Source organism: Streptomyces sp. NPDC013187, from assembly GCF_042899705.1.
GTDB lineage: Bacteria > Actinomycetota > Actinomycetes > Streptomycetales > Streptomycetaceae > Streptomyces > Streptomyces hawaiiensis_A.
Window position 1 is genome coordinate 539,258 of sequence record NZ_JBIBAF010000003.1, and the last position, 15,822, is coordinate 555,079.

General features: G+C 72.2%; 13 protein-coding genes. 8 read left to right on the plus strand and 5 right to left on the minus strand.

All coding sequences use genetic code 11. The features are described 5' to 3' along the window. Positions 1-4: 4 nt before the first annotated feature. From ACFY5B_RS08305 to ACFY5B_RS08315, 3 genes are all read right to left on the minus strand, one after another. Entirely contained in the window at positions 5-1,270 is a 1,266-nt protein-coding gene (locus ACFY5B_RS08305) for an ABC transporter substrate-binding protein (protein ID WP_389966272.1), read from the minus strand. A 220-nt stretch (positions 1,271-1,490) separates the two neighbouring features. Next, positions 1,491-2,738, minus strand: coding sequence for an ROK family transcriptional regulator (locus tag ACFY5B_RS08310; protein WP_389966275.1), 1,248 nt, complete (start codon positions 2,736-2,738; stop codon positions 1,491-1,493). 199 nt (positions 2,739-2,937) lie between these two features. Continuing rightward, the gene (locus ACFY5B_RS08315) at positions 2,938-3,612 is read right to left on the minus strand and encodes an ANTAR domain-containing protein (protein ID WP_389966278.1); all 675 of its coding nucleotides are present in this window, start codon (positions 3,610-3,612) and stop codon (positions 2,938-2,940) included. Between the two features lie 228 nt (positions 3,613-3,840). Here ACFY5B_RS08315 and ACFY5B_RS08320 point away from each other — a divergent pair, with 228 nt between their 5' ends. Further along, positions 3,841-4,218, plus strand: coding sequence for a helix-turn-helix transcriptional regulator (locus ACFY5B_RS08320; RefSeq protein ID WP_389966281.1), 378 nt, complete (start codon positions 3,841-3,843; stop codon positions 4,216-4,218). 29 nt (positions 4,219-4,247) lie between these two features. On the opposite strand, the gene ACFY5B_RS08325 is transcribed toward ACFY5B_RS08320, so the two are convergent. Further along, positions 4,248-5,504 (minus strand): D-arabinono-1,4-lactone oxidase, encoded by a 1,257-nt coding sequence (locus tag ACFY5B_RS08325; protein WP_389966284.1) that lies wholly within the window; start codon positions 5,502-5,504, stop codon positions 4,248-4,250. A 177-nt stretch (positions 5,505-5,681) separates the two neighbouring features. On the opposite strand from ACFY5B_RS08325, the gene ACFY5B_RS08330 reads away from it, so the two are divergent. The 6 genes from ACFY5B_RS08330 to ACFY5B_RS08355 all read left to right on the plus strand — a co-directional run bounded on the left by ACFY5B_RS08330 (position 5,682) and on the right by ACFY5B_RS08355 (position 13,211). Further along, positions 5,682-6,689, plus strand: coding sequence for a hydroxyacid dehydrogenase (locus ACFY5B_RS08330; RefSeq protein WP_389966287.1), 1,008 nt, complete (start codon positions 5,682-5,684; stop codon positions 6,687-6,689). 127 nt (positions 6,690-6,816) lie between these two features. Continuing rightward, entirely contained in the window at positions 6,817-8,136 is a 1,320-nt protein-coding gene (locus tag ACFY5B_RS08335; protein ID WP_389966290.1) for a radical SAM protein, read from the plus strand. A 235-nt stretch (positions 8,137-8,371) separates the two neighbouring features. Continuing rightward, positions 8,372-9,862: a cellulose binding domain-containing protein gene (locus tag ACFY5B_RS08340; RefSeq protein ID WP_389966292.1), complete on the plus strand. Its 1,491-nt coding sequence runs from the start codon at positions 8,372-8,374 to the stop codon at positions 9,860-9,862. A 208-nt stretch (positions 9,863-10,070) separates the two neighbouring features. Then, entirely contained in the window at positions 10,071-11,216 is a 1,146-nt protein-coding gene (gene rsgA, locus ACFY5B_RS08345) for a ribosome small subunit-dependent GTPase A (RefSeq protein ID WP_389966295.1), read from the plus strand. A gap of 94 nt (positions 11,217-11,310) precedes the next feature. Next, positions 11,311-12,717, plus strand: coding sequence for a DNA-3-methyladenine glycosylase 2 family protein (locus tag ACFY5B_RS08350; RefSeq protein ID WP_389966477.1), 1,407 nt, complete (start codon positions 11,311-11,313; stop codon positions 12,715-12,717). After that, complete coding sequence (locus ACFY5B_RS08355) at positions 12,717-13,211, plus strand: methylated-DNA--[protein]-cysteine S-methyltransferase (protein ID WP_389966298.1); 495 nt, start codon at positions 12,717-12,719, stop codon at positions 13,209-13,211. The genes ACFY5B_RS08350 and ACFY5B_RS08355 overlap by 1 nt, the downstream gene beginning before the upstream one ends. A gap of 78 nt (positions 13,212-13,289) precedes the next feature. Here ACFY5B_RS08355 and ACFY5B_RS08360 read toward each other — a convergent pair whose 3' ends face one another. Next, on the minus strand, positions 13,290-13,772 hold the full coding sequence (locus tag ACFY5B_RS08360) for a DUF456 domain-containing protein (protein ID WP_389966300.1): 483 nt from the start codon (positions 13,770-13,772) through the stop codon (positions 13,290-13,292). A gap of 211 nt (positions 13,773-13,983) precedes the next feature. Here ACFY5B_RS08360 and ACFY5B_RS08365 point away from each other — a divergent pair, with 211 nt between their 5' ends. Continuing rightward, positions 13,984-15,810, plus strand: a complete 1,827-nt coding sequence (locus ACFY5B_RS08365) for a protein phosphatase 2C domain-containing protein (RefSeq protein ID WP_389966303.1) — start codon at positions 13,984-13,986, stop codon at positions 15,808-15,810. Positions 15,811-15,822 lie beyond the last annotated feature (12 nt).

The window sequence follows — 15,822 nt, forward strand, 5'->3', positions numbered from 1 at the left end:
CGGCCTATCCGAACAGCTTCTTGAGCTCGCGGTTCACGGCCACATCGGCCTTGTCGAGTGCCTTCTCCGGGTCCATGTCCTTGCGGACGGAGTTGGCGAAGACGTCCTCCAGAGCGGTGATCATCGCCTGGGTCCAGCCGATGTTGTCGAAGTGGCCGAACTCGTTGAAGAGCCTGACGCCCTCAGCTGCGTTGCCCGACTTGAGCTTGTCGGCCGTCTTGGCGAGCGAGGTGCGCGGCGGGATGTGGAAGCCGTAGGAGGTGGCCCAGTCCTCCTGGTACTGCTTCTGGTCGATCCACAGCCACTTCACGAACTCCTTGGCCGCGTCGACGTTCTTGCCCTTGGCGTTGACGAACATCGACCAGCCGCCGTTGTAGACGGACTGCTTGCCGGAGTCGACGGTCTTCGGGAAGGGGAAGACGCCCCAGTCGTCGCCGAGCGCGTCCTGGATGGCCGGCATCGCCCACATGCCGCAGAACTGGATGGCGCACAGGCCCTGGTTGAACGAGGACGGGTCCCAGGACTCGGTCGGGGCGCCGAGGAGGAGGTCGCCGCTGGTGAACAGCTTGCGCATCTTCTTGATGCCCTCGACGACACCGGGGGTGTGGTAGGCGATCTCGTTCTTCTCGTTGAGGGTGTCCGCGCCGGCCGACCAGATCATCGGGTTGATGACATTGTGCAGGTCGTTGCCCATGTACAGGCCCTTGACCTTGCCGGTGGTGAGCTTGGCGGCGGCCTCCATCAGCTCGTCGAGCGTGGTCGGCACCTCGACCTTGGCCTTCTCCAGCATCGACTTGCGGTAGAAGAAGAACTGCGGGTCGTCGATCATGCGGACGCCGTATATCTTCCCGTCGACCGTGTGCGACTTGATGTCGGCCGGGTTGAAGTCGTCCTTGACCGGGTCGATGATGTCGGTCAGGTCCGCCACCTGGCCGCTCTTCACCATCTGGATCTGCGGGTGGAACTCGAAGAGGTCCGGCGCGTCCTTGGTGAGCAGCGCCGAGAAGAGCTTGCTCTCGAAGTCGGCGCTGGTGATCCACTGCGTGGTCACGTTGGCCTTCTTGTACGCCTTCGCGTACTTCTTGATGGCCTGTTCGGTGCCCGCCTCACCGTAGGCGTGGAACATCTGCGTCAGGTTGGTGCCCGAACCGGAGCCGCCGCCCCGGCCGTTGTTGCCGCCGCACGCGGCCAGCCCGCCCGCGGCGGCCAGGCCCATCGCGGCCCGCAGTACGTTCCGGCGGTCCCAGTTCATGTTGCTCGATGCCGACATGCTGACGTCCTTGTCTCGAGTGCGGCTGCGGCTCTGCGGCTCACTGCCTGATGGCTCACGGCCCGAAGGCTCGCGCCAGATGGCTCAAAGAGAGGTGCGGTGCGGGACGCTAGAGCTTCGACTAAGGCTTCGGCAAGGGGTTGGACGAAGTCTGTGCGAAGCGTTGTGTCCGGTTCGCGATTTCGAACGCGTAGGAGGAGTGGAGGAGTTGGTTCCGCCGTTACGAGGGTGGGGTGGTGGTACGGCTCCTCACGGGGGCGGTGCGTTTGCCGTTCTTCTGCCCGACGGCCTGCAGTGCGCCTTCGAGCGCGAACGTCGCCGCGCCGAGGCACACCGGGTCGGTGGGGATCGGGGAGAGGACGACCTCGGTGGCGGCCAGCGGCCGTGGCAGCGCGTGCCGGGTCACAGCCTCGCGCACCTCGTGCAGCAGCGGCTCGCCCAGGGTGCGGGCCACCCAGCTGCTCAGCACGACGATCTCGGGGTTGAACAGGTTGACCAGGTCCGCGACTCCGGCGCCCAGATAGCGTGCGGTGTCGTGGACGACCCGGCGCGCCAGGGGGTCGTCCGCCGCGACCCCGCGGGCCAGGGCGTCGATGGTCGCCGTCTGGTCCTCGGCGTGCAGCAGCGCGCTGTCGGGACTGAGCTCGCGCAGGTTCAGCATGATGCCGCGCGCGCCGACGTACGTCTCCACGCACCCGTGGTTGCCGCAGCGGCACGGACGTCCGTCCAGCACCATCGTGGTGTGGCCCCACTCGCCGGCGCTGTTGCTGACCCCCCGGTGCAGGCCGCCGCCCAGGACGAGACCGGCGCCCACACCCGTGCCCAGGTTGACCACCACCGCGTTCCCGCGCCCGCGCGCGGCCCCGAACCACAACTCGGCGACCGCGCTGGCGCGCAGCGGGTTGTCCAGGTACAGCGGATAGGCGATGTGCTCGGTGAGCAGGTCGAGCAGCGGTACGTCGTGCCAGTCCCAGTTGGGCGCGTACTCGGAGACGCCGGTGGCGCGGTCCACCTGCCCCGGCACGCTCACCCCGACCCCCAGCACCCGGGCGCCCTCGATGCCGGCCTGCGTGACGACCGAGCCGACGGCGGTGACCACATGGCCGACCACCTGCTCGGGCAGGCTCTCGCCGGGCCGGACGTCCTCCTCGGCGCGGGCCAGCACGTTCAGCCCGAGGTCGAAGAGCTCCACGTGGACGTACGTCTCGGCGATGTCGACGCCGATCAGCGCGCCGCCCGAGGTGTTGACCGCGACCAGGCCCCGGGGGCGGCCGCCCGCCGAGTCCTCGAAGCCGACCTCGGTGATCATGCGCAGGTCGAGCAGCTCGCCGACGAGGGTGGCGACCGTCGCGAGGCTGAGCCCCGTGGCCGCTGCCAGCTCCTGCCGGGAGGTGGGTGACTCCGCGATGATCTGACGCAGCACCTCGTAGCGGTTCGCGGTGCGGATGTCACGTGATGTGCGCTTCACCGGGGTGCCCCATTCCTTCCCAGACCGGCCGGGCCGGATCGACGTCGGCACCGGCGCGGCGCAAGGCTATGGGCTGCCGGGACTTTCGACAAGGGGTTTGGAAAGGGGCTTTATAAAGTCCCCGCCCGATGCGGGCCGGTGAAGGCGGGTCGTGGCCTGACCATGATGCCTCAGTACGGGTGCTCCGGCCCCCGGCAGGTCAGTCCCGCTTCTCCGCGGGACCGCCCGTGGGGTACGCCGGCACCTCGTCCGGACGGTTCGCGCCGGCGACCGCTGCGGCCAGCTGCCGCTGCACCTGCTCCGGCAGTGTCGTGCCGCGTACGGTGCCCACCAGCTCCCCGGCCAGGTCGTGCAGTTTGGTGTTGGTGTTCTGGGAGGTCCTGACCAGCACGCTCCAGGCCGCCTCGGGAGTCAGGCCGAAGGAGGCCATCAGGATGCCGCGGGCCAGGTCGATGGTGGGCCGGGTCTGCATGGCGCGGCGCAACTGGGCGACCTCGGCGCGCAGGTCCTGGCCGTCCTCCTCCGGCGGGGCCGTGCCGGACGGGGCCGGGGGTGCGGCGTCCTCCAGCCGGCCGGAGTCGGTCAACAGCTCCCGCGTGCCGGTCAGCTCGAGAACGCGCTCGACCGCGACCCCGCAGGACCGGACGGTGACCGACTTGCCCAGGTCGACGGCACGGTCGTGCAGCTCCAGCAGGGCGCTGAGGCCGGAGCAGTCGCAGAACCCGACGGCGTCCAGACGCAGGTCGATGCCGTCGTCCGACAGGGTGAGCATGTCGTACAGCTCGGGCAGCAGCCGCCGGCTGCCCAGGTCCAGTTCACCCCACATCGTCACGGTCATCCGGTCGCCGTCCGCGACGACGTCCATGGTCGCCATGCAGGGCGGGATCGCCGTCGGGTCACAGTCGTCCCCCGCGGGTGCGGCGTCTTCCCGGGTATGAGACCGCGCAGAGTACGCAGGCTCCGGCATGGCCCTGTTCTCCCTCCTGCGTTCGCCTTGCCTCCGCTTCCAGCGTTGCCTCTCTACCCCATGCCCGTCAACCAATACATGAAATGCAGTACGTGTTTTTAGGTGCGTGAATGTTCTGTCGCTAGAGTTGGGGACATGGATGGAGTGCCCGAGCCACACACCGGATGGACGTTCCTCACCAACCATGCGCGCGTGCTGGCTGCCATTGCCGACAATCACAGTGCCCGTATCCGGGACATAGCGGCCCACTGCCGGCTCACCGAACGAGCCGTGCAGAAGATCATCGCCGACCTGGAGCAGGACGGGTACCTCTCGCACACGCGGGAGGGGCGCACCAACGCGTACCGGATCGACCCCGGCAAGGTGCTGCGCCACCCGGCCGAGGCGGGGCTGACCGTGGCGTCCCTGATGTCCCTGCTCGTCAAGGACGAGGCCGACCGCGCCACGACCTCGGTCACCCGCCCGCACGCCGCGACCCGACCCCCCGGCACCGAGCGGTCCGCCCTTCGGTGACCTGCCGGCCCGTGCCACCCCCACCTTGCCTACGCCCGCGCGAGCACCTCCCGCACGAAGGCGTTGGTGAACTTCCCCCTCGGGTCCAGCTCCCGCGTCAGCGCCCGGAAGTCGCCGAGGCGCGGGTACAGCTCGAGCAGGGCCGAGGCGGGCAGGGTGAACACCTTCCCCCAGTGCGGGCGGGCTCCGAAGGGGGCCAGCGCCGCCTCGACCCGCCGCACCACCGGCAGCACCGTCCGCGTGTCCTCGACCCAGGTGAAGTGCGCCGCGACGGTGTCCCGCCCGTGCGAGGGGCTCATCCACTGGTCGTCGCCGGCGACCGTGCGCACCTCGCAGGTCTGCAGGACGGGGGCGACATGCTCCCGGATCGCGTCGAGCGCGTGCAGCATCTCCACGGCGTGCCCGCGCGGCAGCAGGTACTCCGACTGCAACTCCGCCCCGCTGCTCGGCACGAACTCCGCCCGGAAGTGCGGAAGCCGCTGGTGCCACGGCCCCGGCACACCGAACTGCTCGGTGCAGTTGACCGCGGGCATGCCGGGCACCGGGTGCATCTTCTCCGCGGCGGGAGCGGCCCAGGGGAAGGCGGGCAGCGGCTGGTCGGTACGCCGCTTGAGCCACACCTGCCGGAAGCCCGGCTCCCGCCAGTCGGTGAACAGGCTGACGCTGTACCCCGTGGCCATCACCGTCTCGAACACCCCGGAGTCCAGGCCCTCCAGCGGCAATTCGGTGAACACGTGCTGCTCGACCTCGTAGGCCGGCTCCAGGTCCAGGGTGAGCGCGGTGACGACGCCGAGCGCGCCGAGCGAGGTGACGGCCCCGCCGAACCGCTCCTCGCCCCGCCCTATGGTCACCACCGAGCCGTCGGCCGTGACCAGCTCCACCTCGCGCACGGACGCCGAGAGCGGGCCGTTGAGCACCCCCGAGCCGTGCGTGCCGGTCGCGACCGACCCGGCCACCGAGATGTGCGGCAGGGATGCCATGTTGTGCAGCGCGAGGCCCAGCCCGTGGATCCGGCGGGCCAGTTCCGCGTAGCGCACACCGCCGCCGACCCGCACGGTCCGGGCCGCCGTGTCGACCTCCACCTGAGGGGGCAGGTCCGCCAGCGACAGCAGGACGCCCTCGGGGCCGGGTTCGGCGATCTCGTTGAACGAGTGCCCGCTGCCCAGGACCCGCACCCGGTCGCTGTCCGCGACGAGCGCTTGCAGCGCGGTCGACGAGGCGGGCCGGTGCAGTTCCTTGGCCGCGTAGGTGATGTTGCCCGCCCAGTTGGTCACGGTCCCGTTCATCCGTCGTCCTTCCCCGAGGCAGCGGGGACAGGTGAGCCCCCGGGGCGGAACCTACCCCGGCCCGGAGTCCATTGCCGCAGCCGTCCGGATCGGCCTACGGTGGGAATGTAGAGAGCGGTTTCTATCCGTGGTGCGGAGCCGTTTCAGCAGTGCCACCCGAGCCGGAAGGTCACCTCCTTGAGCCAGCGCCCCCAGGCACTGTTCGCCCTGGACGCCGAGAACGTGCCGCAGGTCTTCCCGCCCGAGGTGCTGGCACGGCTGCAGAAGTCCCTGGACATCGATCCGGACCTCGTGGTCCGGGACTTCACCGACCCGCGCGTCCTCGATGCGCTGGCCCGGACCGAGGTCCTGGTGACCGGCTGGGGCTGCCCCCGGATCGACGAGACGGTTCTCGACGCCGCTCCCCGGCTGCGGGCGGTGCTGCACTCGGCGGGCTCCGTGAAGTCCTTCGCCACCCACGCCCTCCGGGAGCGGGGCATCGCCGTCTCCTCGGCGGCCGTCGCCAACGCGCTGCCGGTCGCCGAGTACACCCTCGCCATGATCCTGCTCGCCGGGAAGGACGTCCTCGCCGCCCGCGACCGGATGCGCACGGCCCGCACGTCCCCGGGCTGGGGCGTCATCCCCGGCATCGGCAACTACGGCCGCCGGGTCGGCGTCATCGGCGCCTCCCGCATCGGCCGCCGCGTCCTCGAACTGCTCCGCCCCTTCGATCTGCGGCCGGTCCTCACCGACCCCTACGTCGACGAGCGCCGGGCCGCCGCGCTCGGCGTCCCCCTGCTGCCGATGGACGAGCTGCTGCGCACGTCCGGCATCGTCACCGTGCACGCCCCCGAGACGCCCGAGACCCGCCACATGATCGGCCGCCGCGAGCTGGCCCTGATGCCCGACGGGGCGGTGCTGATCAACACCGCGCGCGGTGCGCTGGTCGACCACGACGCCCTCGTGGCGGAACTGCGCACCGGGCGCCTGACCGCGATCCTCGACGTCACCGACCCCGAGCCGCTCCCCGCCGACTCGCCCCTCTACGACCTGCCCGGCGCCTTCGTCACGCCGCACCTCGCGGGCTCCCAGGGCAACGAGCTGGCCCGGCTCGGCCTGACGGTCGCCGAGGAGGCGGAACGCTTGCTGGCCGGGGAGGAGCCGGCGTACGCGGTCGACTGGGCGGCGCTGGAGCGGGAAGCCTGACGATCACCCCAGGACAGAGGGTGATGTACGGGGCGTTCCGTCGCCTCGGGGGGACCCGGGTACCGGCCTCGCGCACCCGGGGGCATACCGTGAGGAGTCGTACGTCCGAACCGGGAGGAGAGACGGGATGGGCAGCCGTACCGCGCTGGTCGAGGATCTGATGGAGCGGTTCCCGCACGTACCGCGGGAGGCCGTCTTCAAGGAGGACCTGCTCCGCGGCGGCGTCGCCTTCGACCCGTCCGCGCTCAGCGACAACGAGGGCGGCGAGGTCAAGCCGAAGTCGTACTTCATCTTCTCCTTCGACCACGGCACCCTGCCCGAACTGGGCGAGGCCGCACTGCGCCGGCCGCCCGAGGAGATCATCCTCACCGGCGGCCCCTACGACCTGCGCCGCACCGTCGTCTCGGTGCGCGTGAACCCGTCCTCGCCGTACCGCGTCGCCGCGAACGAGGACGGCGTGCTCGGCCTCTACCTCGACGGCAAGCGCATCTCCGACGTCGGTGTGCCGCCGATGCCCGAGTACTACCGGCACACCCTCGCCAACGGGAAGTCGGTCATGGAGGTGGCCCCGACCATCCAGTGGGGTTACCTGATCTACCTGACCGCGTTCCGCGTGTGCCAGTACTTCGGTGCCAAGGAGGAGTGCCAGTACTGCGACATCAACCACAACTGGCGCCAGCACAAGGCGGCGGGCCGCCCCTACACGGGCGTGAAGGACGTCGACGAAGTCCTCGAGGCGCTCGAGATCATCAACAGGTACGACACCGCGAAGGTGTCCACCGCGTACACGCTCACCGGTGGAGCGATCACGTCGAAGGTGCAGGGCCTGGACGAGGCGGACTTCTACGGGCGGTACGCCAAGGCCATCGAGGAGCACTTCCCGGGCCGCTGGATCGGCAAGGTCGTGGCCCAGGCGCTGCCCAAGGACGACGTCCAGCGCTTCAAGGACTACGGGGTGCAGATCTACCACCCCAACTACGAGGTGTGGGACGAGTACCTGTTCAAGATGTACTGCCCGGGCAAGGAGCGGTACGTCGGGCGGGACGAGTGGCACAAGCGGATCCTCGACTCGGCCGAGATCTTCGGCGCGCGCAACGTCATCCCCAACTTCGTGGCGGGCGTGGAGATGGCCGAGCCGTTCGGCTTCAAGACGGTCGACGAGGCCATCGACTCCACCACCGAGGGCCTGCGCTTCTTCATGTCGCACGGCATCACGCCCCGCTTCACCACCTGGTGCCCGGAGCCCACGACGCCGCTCGGCAAGGCCAACCCGCAGGGCGCTCCGCTGGAGTACCACATCCGCCTGCTCCAGGCGTACCGGCAGACCATGGAGGACTTCGGCCTCTCCTCGCCCCCCGGCTACGGCCCGCCCGGCGCCGGCAACGCGGTCTTCTCGGTCAGCTCCTTCATGGACAGCCTCCCGGCCGACGCCCCGACCGCCGTTTGATAACGCTTCGATGACATCGCCCCTCGGGGCGACGCGAGGTTGAGTCGCAGGGCGGCCGCATCCGTATGGCACTCCGAGACCGGAGTCGTGGGGTGCGGCCGTCCTGTCGTGATATCTGAACAGGGCGCTTGTCAGTTGTGTGGGAGGCGTGAAAAGCTCTCCCCCTGCCGCGAGGTTCCCCCCAACTCCAATGCCGCTGTGGTGAGTTGACCTCGCTTGTGGATGCAGGAGACCCATGCCCGACCTGCCGACCCCTCAGGACGCCACCGAGGCCGCGCTGTTCTCCGAGTGCTGGGACGCGGTCCTCGCGTACGCGGACCTGTGCACGTCCGGTTCCACGGCCGCCGCACAGCTCGGCCGCGAGGCGTTCGCACACGGCGTGCGCGAGGCCCGCGCCGCCGAGACCGGCCAGGTCCGTGGCACCGCCCGCCGCCCGGCCCGGCTGCCCCGCATACCCCTGCTGCTGACCTCCGTGCGCACCACGGCCGCGGCCTGGGAGGAGGAGGGGCAGGGCCACAAACTCGACCCCGACCTGCGCCTGTGGCTCAACTCGGACGCCGCCGCCCGCTACACCGGCCCGCCCCTGCAGCGCCCGCTCGCGCTGCGCGGCCTGCGCGACCTGCAGCAACCGGACGCCGAACTGCTCTGGTTCGCCGAGGTGGAGGCGCTGCCGCTGCCCCTGGTCGCCCGCCGCCTGGGACTCGATCCGGCCGGCGCCGCCGAGGAACTCCAGCAGGTGCGCACCCTGTTCCGGGACCGCTGCCACCGCAACCACCTCGACACGCCCATGGACGGCCGGTGCCGCAGCTACGCCCGGCTGCTCGACGCCGTCACCCGCTCCTCCGCCGCCGAGGCCCCCGGCGACCTCTCCCGGCACCTCGCCACCTGCGTGCAGTGCGCCGAGGCCGCCGCCTGTCTGCGCCTGCACGGCGGCGCCCTGCCCGGGGCGCTGGCCGGAGGGGTGATCGGCTGGGGAGGCCTCGCCTACCTGGAGCGGCGTCGCCGCGCAGCCGAGGTGCGGCTCGGTGCCGGCCGGGCCGGCTCGACGGGCCGGGCGGGCGCAGAGCCGGAGGACGGCGAGCAGAAGGCGCGCGTCGCCCGCAACGGGCTCCTCGTCGCCGCGGTCCTGGTCTCCGTGCTGGCCCTGGGGGTCTCCCTGATGCCCTTCGGCGGCGACGGCGACGACCTCGGCGCACCCGGCGCCGACCGGCAGCCGGTGGCCGACAGTGCTCCGCCCCTGCCGTCCGTCCCGTCCCTGCCACCCGCGACCTCGAAACCGGCCGACCGGCACACCCCGACCTCGAAGCAGCCGGAGAAACCCGGCAAGCCCGAGGACAAGAACCGCCACACCGAACCGCAGGGCACCTCCTCGCCCACCGACCGGGCCGAACCCGACGAGAACGAGGATCCCGTCTGCAGGGTCGAGTACGACCTGGTCAACCAGTGGCCGGACGGCTTCCAGGCCACGGTCACCGTCACCAGCACCCGGCCCCTCGACACCTGGCGCGTCGCCTGGTCCTTCCGGGACGGCCAGCATGTCGGCCAGATGTGGGACGCCTCCGTCTCCCAGGACGGCTCCCGCGTCAGCGCCACGGCCGCCGACTATAACAAGTCGGTCCCCGCGGGCGGCGACCTGGCCTTCGGCTTCCTGGCCTCCTGGCGCGGCAAGAACTCCCCGCCGTACGACTTCGAACTGAACGGCCACACCTGCGTGAAAAGCGGTTGACGCACCCGCGCCACGGCGGGATACCGTGACGTCGGTTCCGCGCACACCGCGGTTCCGCGCAGAGAAGATCCGAGCGACGAGGAGGTGTCGACCGATGGCTGTCAATGCGATGAGCGCTGCCCGCATCCAGTTCATGAAGTCCACCTCCATGGCCGCCGGCTGATCCGACCGACTGTCGGACCGGGGGCCGACCTCGGAAGGGTCACCCTTGTCTTCCTCCTCCGCTTCATCCGTTTCCTCCGCGCTCGCTCCCTACGGCTGGGACGAGGCCTGGGCCGAGGCGTTCGCCCCGTACGAGGCCGAAGGGCTGCTGCCCGGCCGGGTCGTGCGGGTCGACCGCGGGCAGTGCGACGTGGTCACCGCCGGCGGGCCGCTGCGGGCCGACACCGCGTTCGTCACCCCGCACGACCCCCTGCGGGTGGTGTGCACCGGCGACTGGGTCGCCGTCGAACCCGGCGGGAACCCGCGCTACGTCCGCACCTGCCTGCCGCGCCGCACCGCCTTCGTCCGCTCCACTTCCTCCCAGCGCTCCGAGGGGCAGATCCTCGCGGCCAACGTCGACCACGCCGTCATCGCCGTGTCCCTCGCGGTCGAGCTGGACCTCGGCCGCATCGAGCGCTTCCTCGCGCTCGCCTGGGAATCCGGGGCCCAGCCCGTCGTCGTCCTCACCAAGGCCGACCTCGTGCCGGACCCCGTGACCCTCTCGTACCTCGTCCAGGACGTGGAGACGAGCGCGCCGGGCGTGCCGGTCGTGCCGGTCAGCGCCCTTGACGAGGGGGGCACCTCCCTGCTCGAGCGCAGCCGGGAGCTCGGGGGAGGGCTGGGCGTGCTCGCCGCGATCGCCGGCGGCGGGACGTCCGTGCTGCTCGGGCAGTCCGGCGCGGGCAAGTCGACCCTCGCCAACGCGCTGCTCGGCGAGGACGTCATGGACGTCCGGGCCACCCGCGACGTCGACGGCAAGGGCCGTCACACCACCACCACGCGCAACCTGCTCGTCCTGCCCGGCGGGGGCGTCCTGATCGACACCCCCGGGCTGCGCGGCGTCGGCCTGTGGGACGCCGAGACCGGCGTCGGGCAGGTGTTCTCCGAGATCGAGGAACTGTCCGAGAGGTGCCGCTTCCACGACTGCGCCCACGAGGCGGAACCGGGATGCGCCGTGCTGGCCGCCATCGACAGCGGTGAGCTGCCGCAGCGGCGACTGGAGAGCTACCGCAAGCTGCTGCGGGAGAACCAGCGCATCGTCGCCAAGACCGACGCCCGCCTCCGGGCCGAGATCCGCAAGGACTGGAAGCGGAAGGGGGCGATCGGCCGGGCGGCGATGGAGGCGAAGCGGGGAGCGCACCGGCGCTCGTAGCGGCCCCGCGTCCCGCCGACCGGGCTTCCTGCCCGATCGCGGTGTCCGATTTCCGCCAGCGGCCGCCCGGCCGCCGGTGGAGACTGGACCCGTGATGGAGCAGGAAACGGACGAGGACACCAGGTACGAGGCCGTACGCAGCCGGGACGCCCGTTTCGACGGCGTGTTCTTCTTCGCCGTCGAGACGACCGGCATCTACTGCCGGCCGAGCTGCCCCGCGGTCACCCCGAAGCGGGCCAACGTACGGTTCTTCGCCACGGCCGCCGCCGCGCAGGGCTCGGGCTTCCGGGCCTGCCGGCGGTGCCGCCCGGACGCCGTGCCCGGCTCCGCCGAGTGGAACGTCCGCGCGGACGTGGTGGGCCGGGCCGTGCGGCTGATCGCCGACGGGGTCGTCGACCGGGAGGGCGTCGCCGGGCTCGCCGGACGCCTCGGCTACAGCGCACGGCAGGTGCAGCGGCAGCTCACCGCCGAACTCGGTGCCGGTCCGGTCGCCCTCGCCCGGGCCCAGCGGGCCCACACCGCGCGCGTCCTCGTGCAGACCACCGAGCTGCCCATCACCGAGATCGCGTTCGCGTCGGGCTTCGCCAGCGTGCGGCAGTTCAACGACACGATCCGGGCGGTGTACGCGTCGACGCCGAGCGAACTGCGCGCCACCGCGCCGCGCAACGGCGGGGGCCGCGCGCCGACCCCGAACGCCGGCATCCCGCTGCGGCTCGCCCACCGTGGCCCCTACCGGGCCGGACCCGTCTTCGACCTGCTGGAACAGCAGGCCGTGCCCGGCATCGAAGAGGTGAGCGGACCGTCCGGCGCCCGCACCTACCGGCGCACCCTCCGCCTCCCGTACGGCACCGGCATCGTCGCCGTCGACGAACGCCCGGGAACCGCCCGGACCGGACTCGGGGCCCACCCGGGCGGCTGGCTCGACGCCCGGCTGCACCTCACCGACCCGCGCGACCTGACCACCGCGGTCCAGCGGCTGCGCCGGCTGTTCGACCTCGACGCCGACCCCTACGCCGTCGACGAGCGCCTCGCGTCCGACCCGCGGCTGGCACCCCTGGTCGCAGCCCGGCCCGGGCTGCGCTCGCCGGGCACCGCCGACCCGGAGGAACTCGCGGTACGCGCCCTGACCGGCCGGACGGAGGCGGAACGACTCGTACGCCGCTACGGCAAGGCCCTCGACGCCCCCTGCGGGAGCCTCACCCACCTCTTCCCCGAGCCGGCCGTGCTGGCCGGGGCCGAGCCCGCCGGCACCCTCGGCGCGCTCACCGCCGCCCTCGCCGACCAGGCCGTACGCCTGGACCCGGGCGCCGACCGGGACGACGCGCAGGAGGCCCTGCGGGCCGTGCCCGGTCTGGACGCCCGTACCGTCGCCGAGATCCGCACCCGCGCCCTCGGCGACCCGGACGTGGCCCCTCCGGGCCTTGACGCCCCCGACAGCTGGCGCCCCTGGCGCTCGTACGCCGTGAACCACCTGCGCGCAGCAGGGGAGTGGGAGTGGTGATGACCTGCCCGACCTACTGGACGAGTGTGCCGGGCCCCCTCGGGCCGCTGCTCCTGACCGCCGCCCCGACCGGCGAGCTGACCTCCCTGTCCGTGCCCGGACAGAAGGGCGGACGCGTGGTGCGGGACGACTGGCGGCGCGACGCCGGGCCCTTCCGTGAGGCCGAGGAGCAGCTCGCCGCGTACTTCGCCGGGGAACTGAAGGAGTTCCGCCTGGCCTGGCGCACCGAGGGCACCGCCTTCCGCGAGAAGGTCTGGGCCGCGCTGGACGACATCCCGTACGGCTCGACGGCCACGTACGGCGAGATCGCCGCGCGCATCGGAGCGCCCCGGGCCGCCGTGCGGGCGGTCGGCGGTGCGATCGGGGCGAACCCGCTGCTGGTGGTCCGCCCGTGCCACCGGGTGATCGGGGCGGACGGCGCGCTGACCGGGTATGCGGGCGGCCTGGACCGCAAGATCCGGCTGCTGACCCACGAGGGGGTGCTGCCCGCGTGAGGGCTGCCCGCTCAGGGGCCCCGCTCAGGGGCCGCGTGAGGGCCGCCGGCTCAGCGGGGCCGCGTGAGGGCCGCCGGCTCAGCCCCAGAGGACCGCGCCCAGCCAGGCCGCCGCTATCAGCTGGCAGGTGAACAGTTCGGTCAGGATGCCGGAGCCGCCCGCGCGCATGACCGTGCGCAGGGCGGCCACCGCGTCGGTGTGGCGGCCGAGGCGCAGCCGTTCGAAGAGGTAGACACCGCCCAGGAAGCCGGGGATCGAACCGATGACGGGCACCAGGACGAAGCCCAGGACGGATCCGGTCCCGGCGCAGGCCAGCATGCGACGGGTGGTCCTGTTCATACGCAGCCGCCGGGGCGGGAGCGCCCAGCGGACGGCCTGGGAGGCGAGCAGCAGGACCGTGGATCCGACCAGCACCCACCACGCGACGGGTTGCGGATCCTTCAGCGCCCACCACATGACCGCTGCCCACACCAGCAACGATCCCGGCATGGCAGGCAGCAGCACTCCGCACAGCCCGAGCAGGATGACCAGCCCGACGAGCAGGAGGTCCCACACTCCCATCTGACCAGACTGCCGGAAAACGGGAGAACGCGCAGGTCAGAAGCGTGGCCGGGGCTCAGACCCGCAGGTCAGCCACGCGCGCCGCGCCGGGCTCCGTTTTTCGCATGACCGTTCTACAACTCACTCGACGTGCCGTTCACCGCACCTCAGTGGGCCGGTTTTTTCCACAAGCCCCGTTTTCATCCGGCTCGTGCGGTGGACAATTACGGGCATGAGCCAGCAGGGGGGAAGGCCCACCGGTCACGAGGACGACTGGTGGAGGGAGTTGTACGACGACTCCACCGACGACACGGGCCCGACACCGGCTCGGGATTCCCTCGACGACCGGTTCGCGTCGGCGTCGGGGGCGGTGGGAGACGGAACAGAGACGCGCACCGACCCCTCGGACCAGCCGGGCTCTTCGGACCGGCCGAGCTCTTCGGAGCGGTCGGGCTCCTCGGACTGGTCGGGCTCTTCGGACCGTCCGAGCTCTTCGGACCGGCTGGGCTCTTCGGAGCGGTCGGGCTCCTCGGACTGGTCGGGCTCTTCGGACCGTCCGAGCTCCTCGGACCGGCTGGGCTCTTCGGAGCGGTCAGGCTCCTCGGTCCGGCCGGGTTCCTCGGACCCGTCGGGCTCTTCACAGCGGTCGGCGGGGCGGGGCTTCGGAGCGGAGCCGGTGGTCCCGGCGCCGCGGGCCGGGGTCGACGACATGCCGGACACGCCCCGCCCGAACGGCGGGCCTCCGCAACGCGCGCCCTGGGAGCCACCACCGCCCGGCCCCACCGGGCCGATGAGCTTCCCGGCCACGGCGCGCCCACCGCAGCGGGCCGACCAGCCCTGCGCCCAGGCACCCCCGGACGAGCCCCCGGGCCCCTCCGCCTCGGCCTCGGAGAGCTCCGGGCAGCCGCCCGCGCCGACCGTTCCCGGCGCGGGGACGCCCCGGGTCCCGCCCCCTCCCACGGCCCCTCCGATCTGGCCGGACCCCGAGGTCCACCCGGATACGGGGGCCGCCCCGGCGCCCCCCGCCACCGGGTCCACCAACCCCTCTCCCGACGAGCACATCCCCCGGATCGAGCGCCCCGCGCCCGTCTCCCGGTCCCGCGGTCACGTCGGCACACGACCGCCCACGTACGACGCCGAACCCACCGCTCTCCCGGCCGCCGATCCGGACGATCTCGACGATCTCGTGGCGGACACCGTGCTGGACGGTGCCCGGTACGGGGCCTGTACGGTGCGGGCCGTCTCCCTGCGGGGGGACTCCGCGCGGTATCGCGGAGAACCCCGCCGGGACGCGCTGCTCACCGCCCGGTTCGGCGCGGGGGAGCACGCGCTCCTGCTGGTGGCGATGGCGACCGGCGCCCGGGCCGCGCCCGGGGCGCACCGGGCCGCCGCCGAGGCCTGTCACTGGATCGGTCGAGCCGTCGGGCGCAGCCACGCACGGCTGGTCGAGGACATAAGGGACGGCCGGCGCGGCGACCTGAAGTCCGGGCTGCACCGGCTCACCGACCGCAGCCTCGGCAAGCTGCGGGCCAGCGCCTCCGAGCAGGGCGTCGACCCCGGTCAGTACGCGGCCAGCCTGCGCTGCCTGCTGCTGCCGGCCGACCCCGGGTGCCGGACGCGGGTGTTCTTCGGGGTCGGACCGGGCGGGTTGTTCCGGCTGCGGGAGGGGGAGTGGCAGGACATCGAGCCGCAGGTCGCCGAGGTCAAGGGCGACCCCGTCGTGGGCTTCGGTTCGCCGCCCTCCGAGACCCCCGAGGGTGACCGGCTCACCATGGACCTGGGCATCCCGACCCCGCCCAGCCCGTACGAACCGGCCCCGGAGCCGCCCCGCGAGCCCTTCCGCTTCCGGACGTCCGTCGCCCGCCCGGGTGACACGCTCCTGATGTGCAGCGGAGGCCTCGCCGACCCCCTGCGCGGCGAGCCCGAACTGGGCGAGTACCTCGCCGAGCGGTGGTCCCGTCCCGACCCGCCCGGTCTCGCCGCGTTCCTCGCCGATTCCCAAGTACGGGTCAAGGGTTATGCGGACGACCGTACGGCCGCCGCGGTGTGGGAGGCGTGAGCGCTGCCCGTG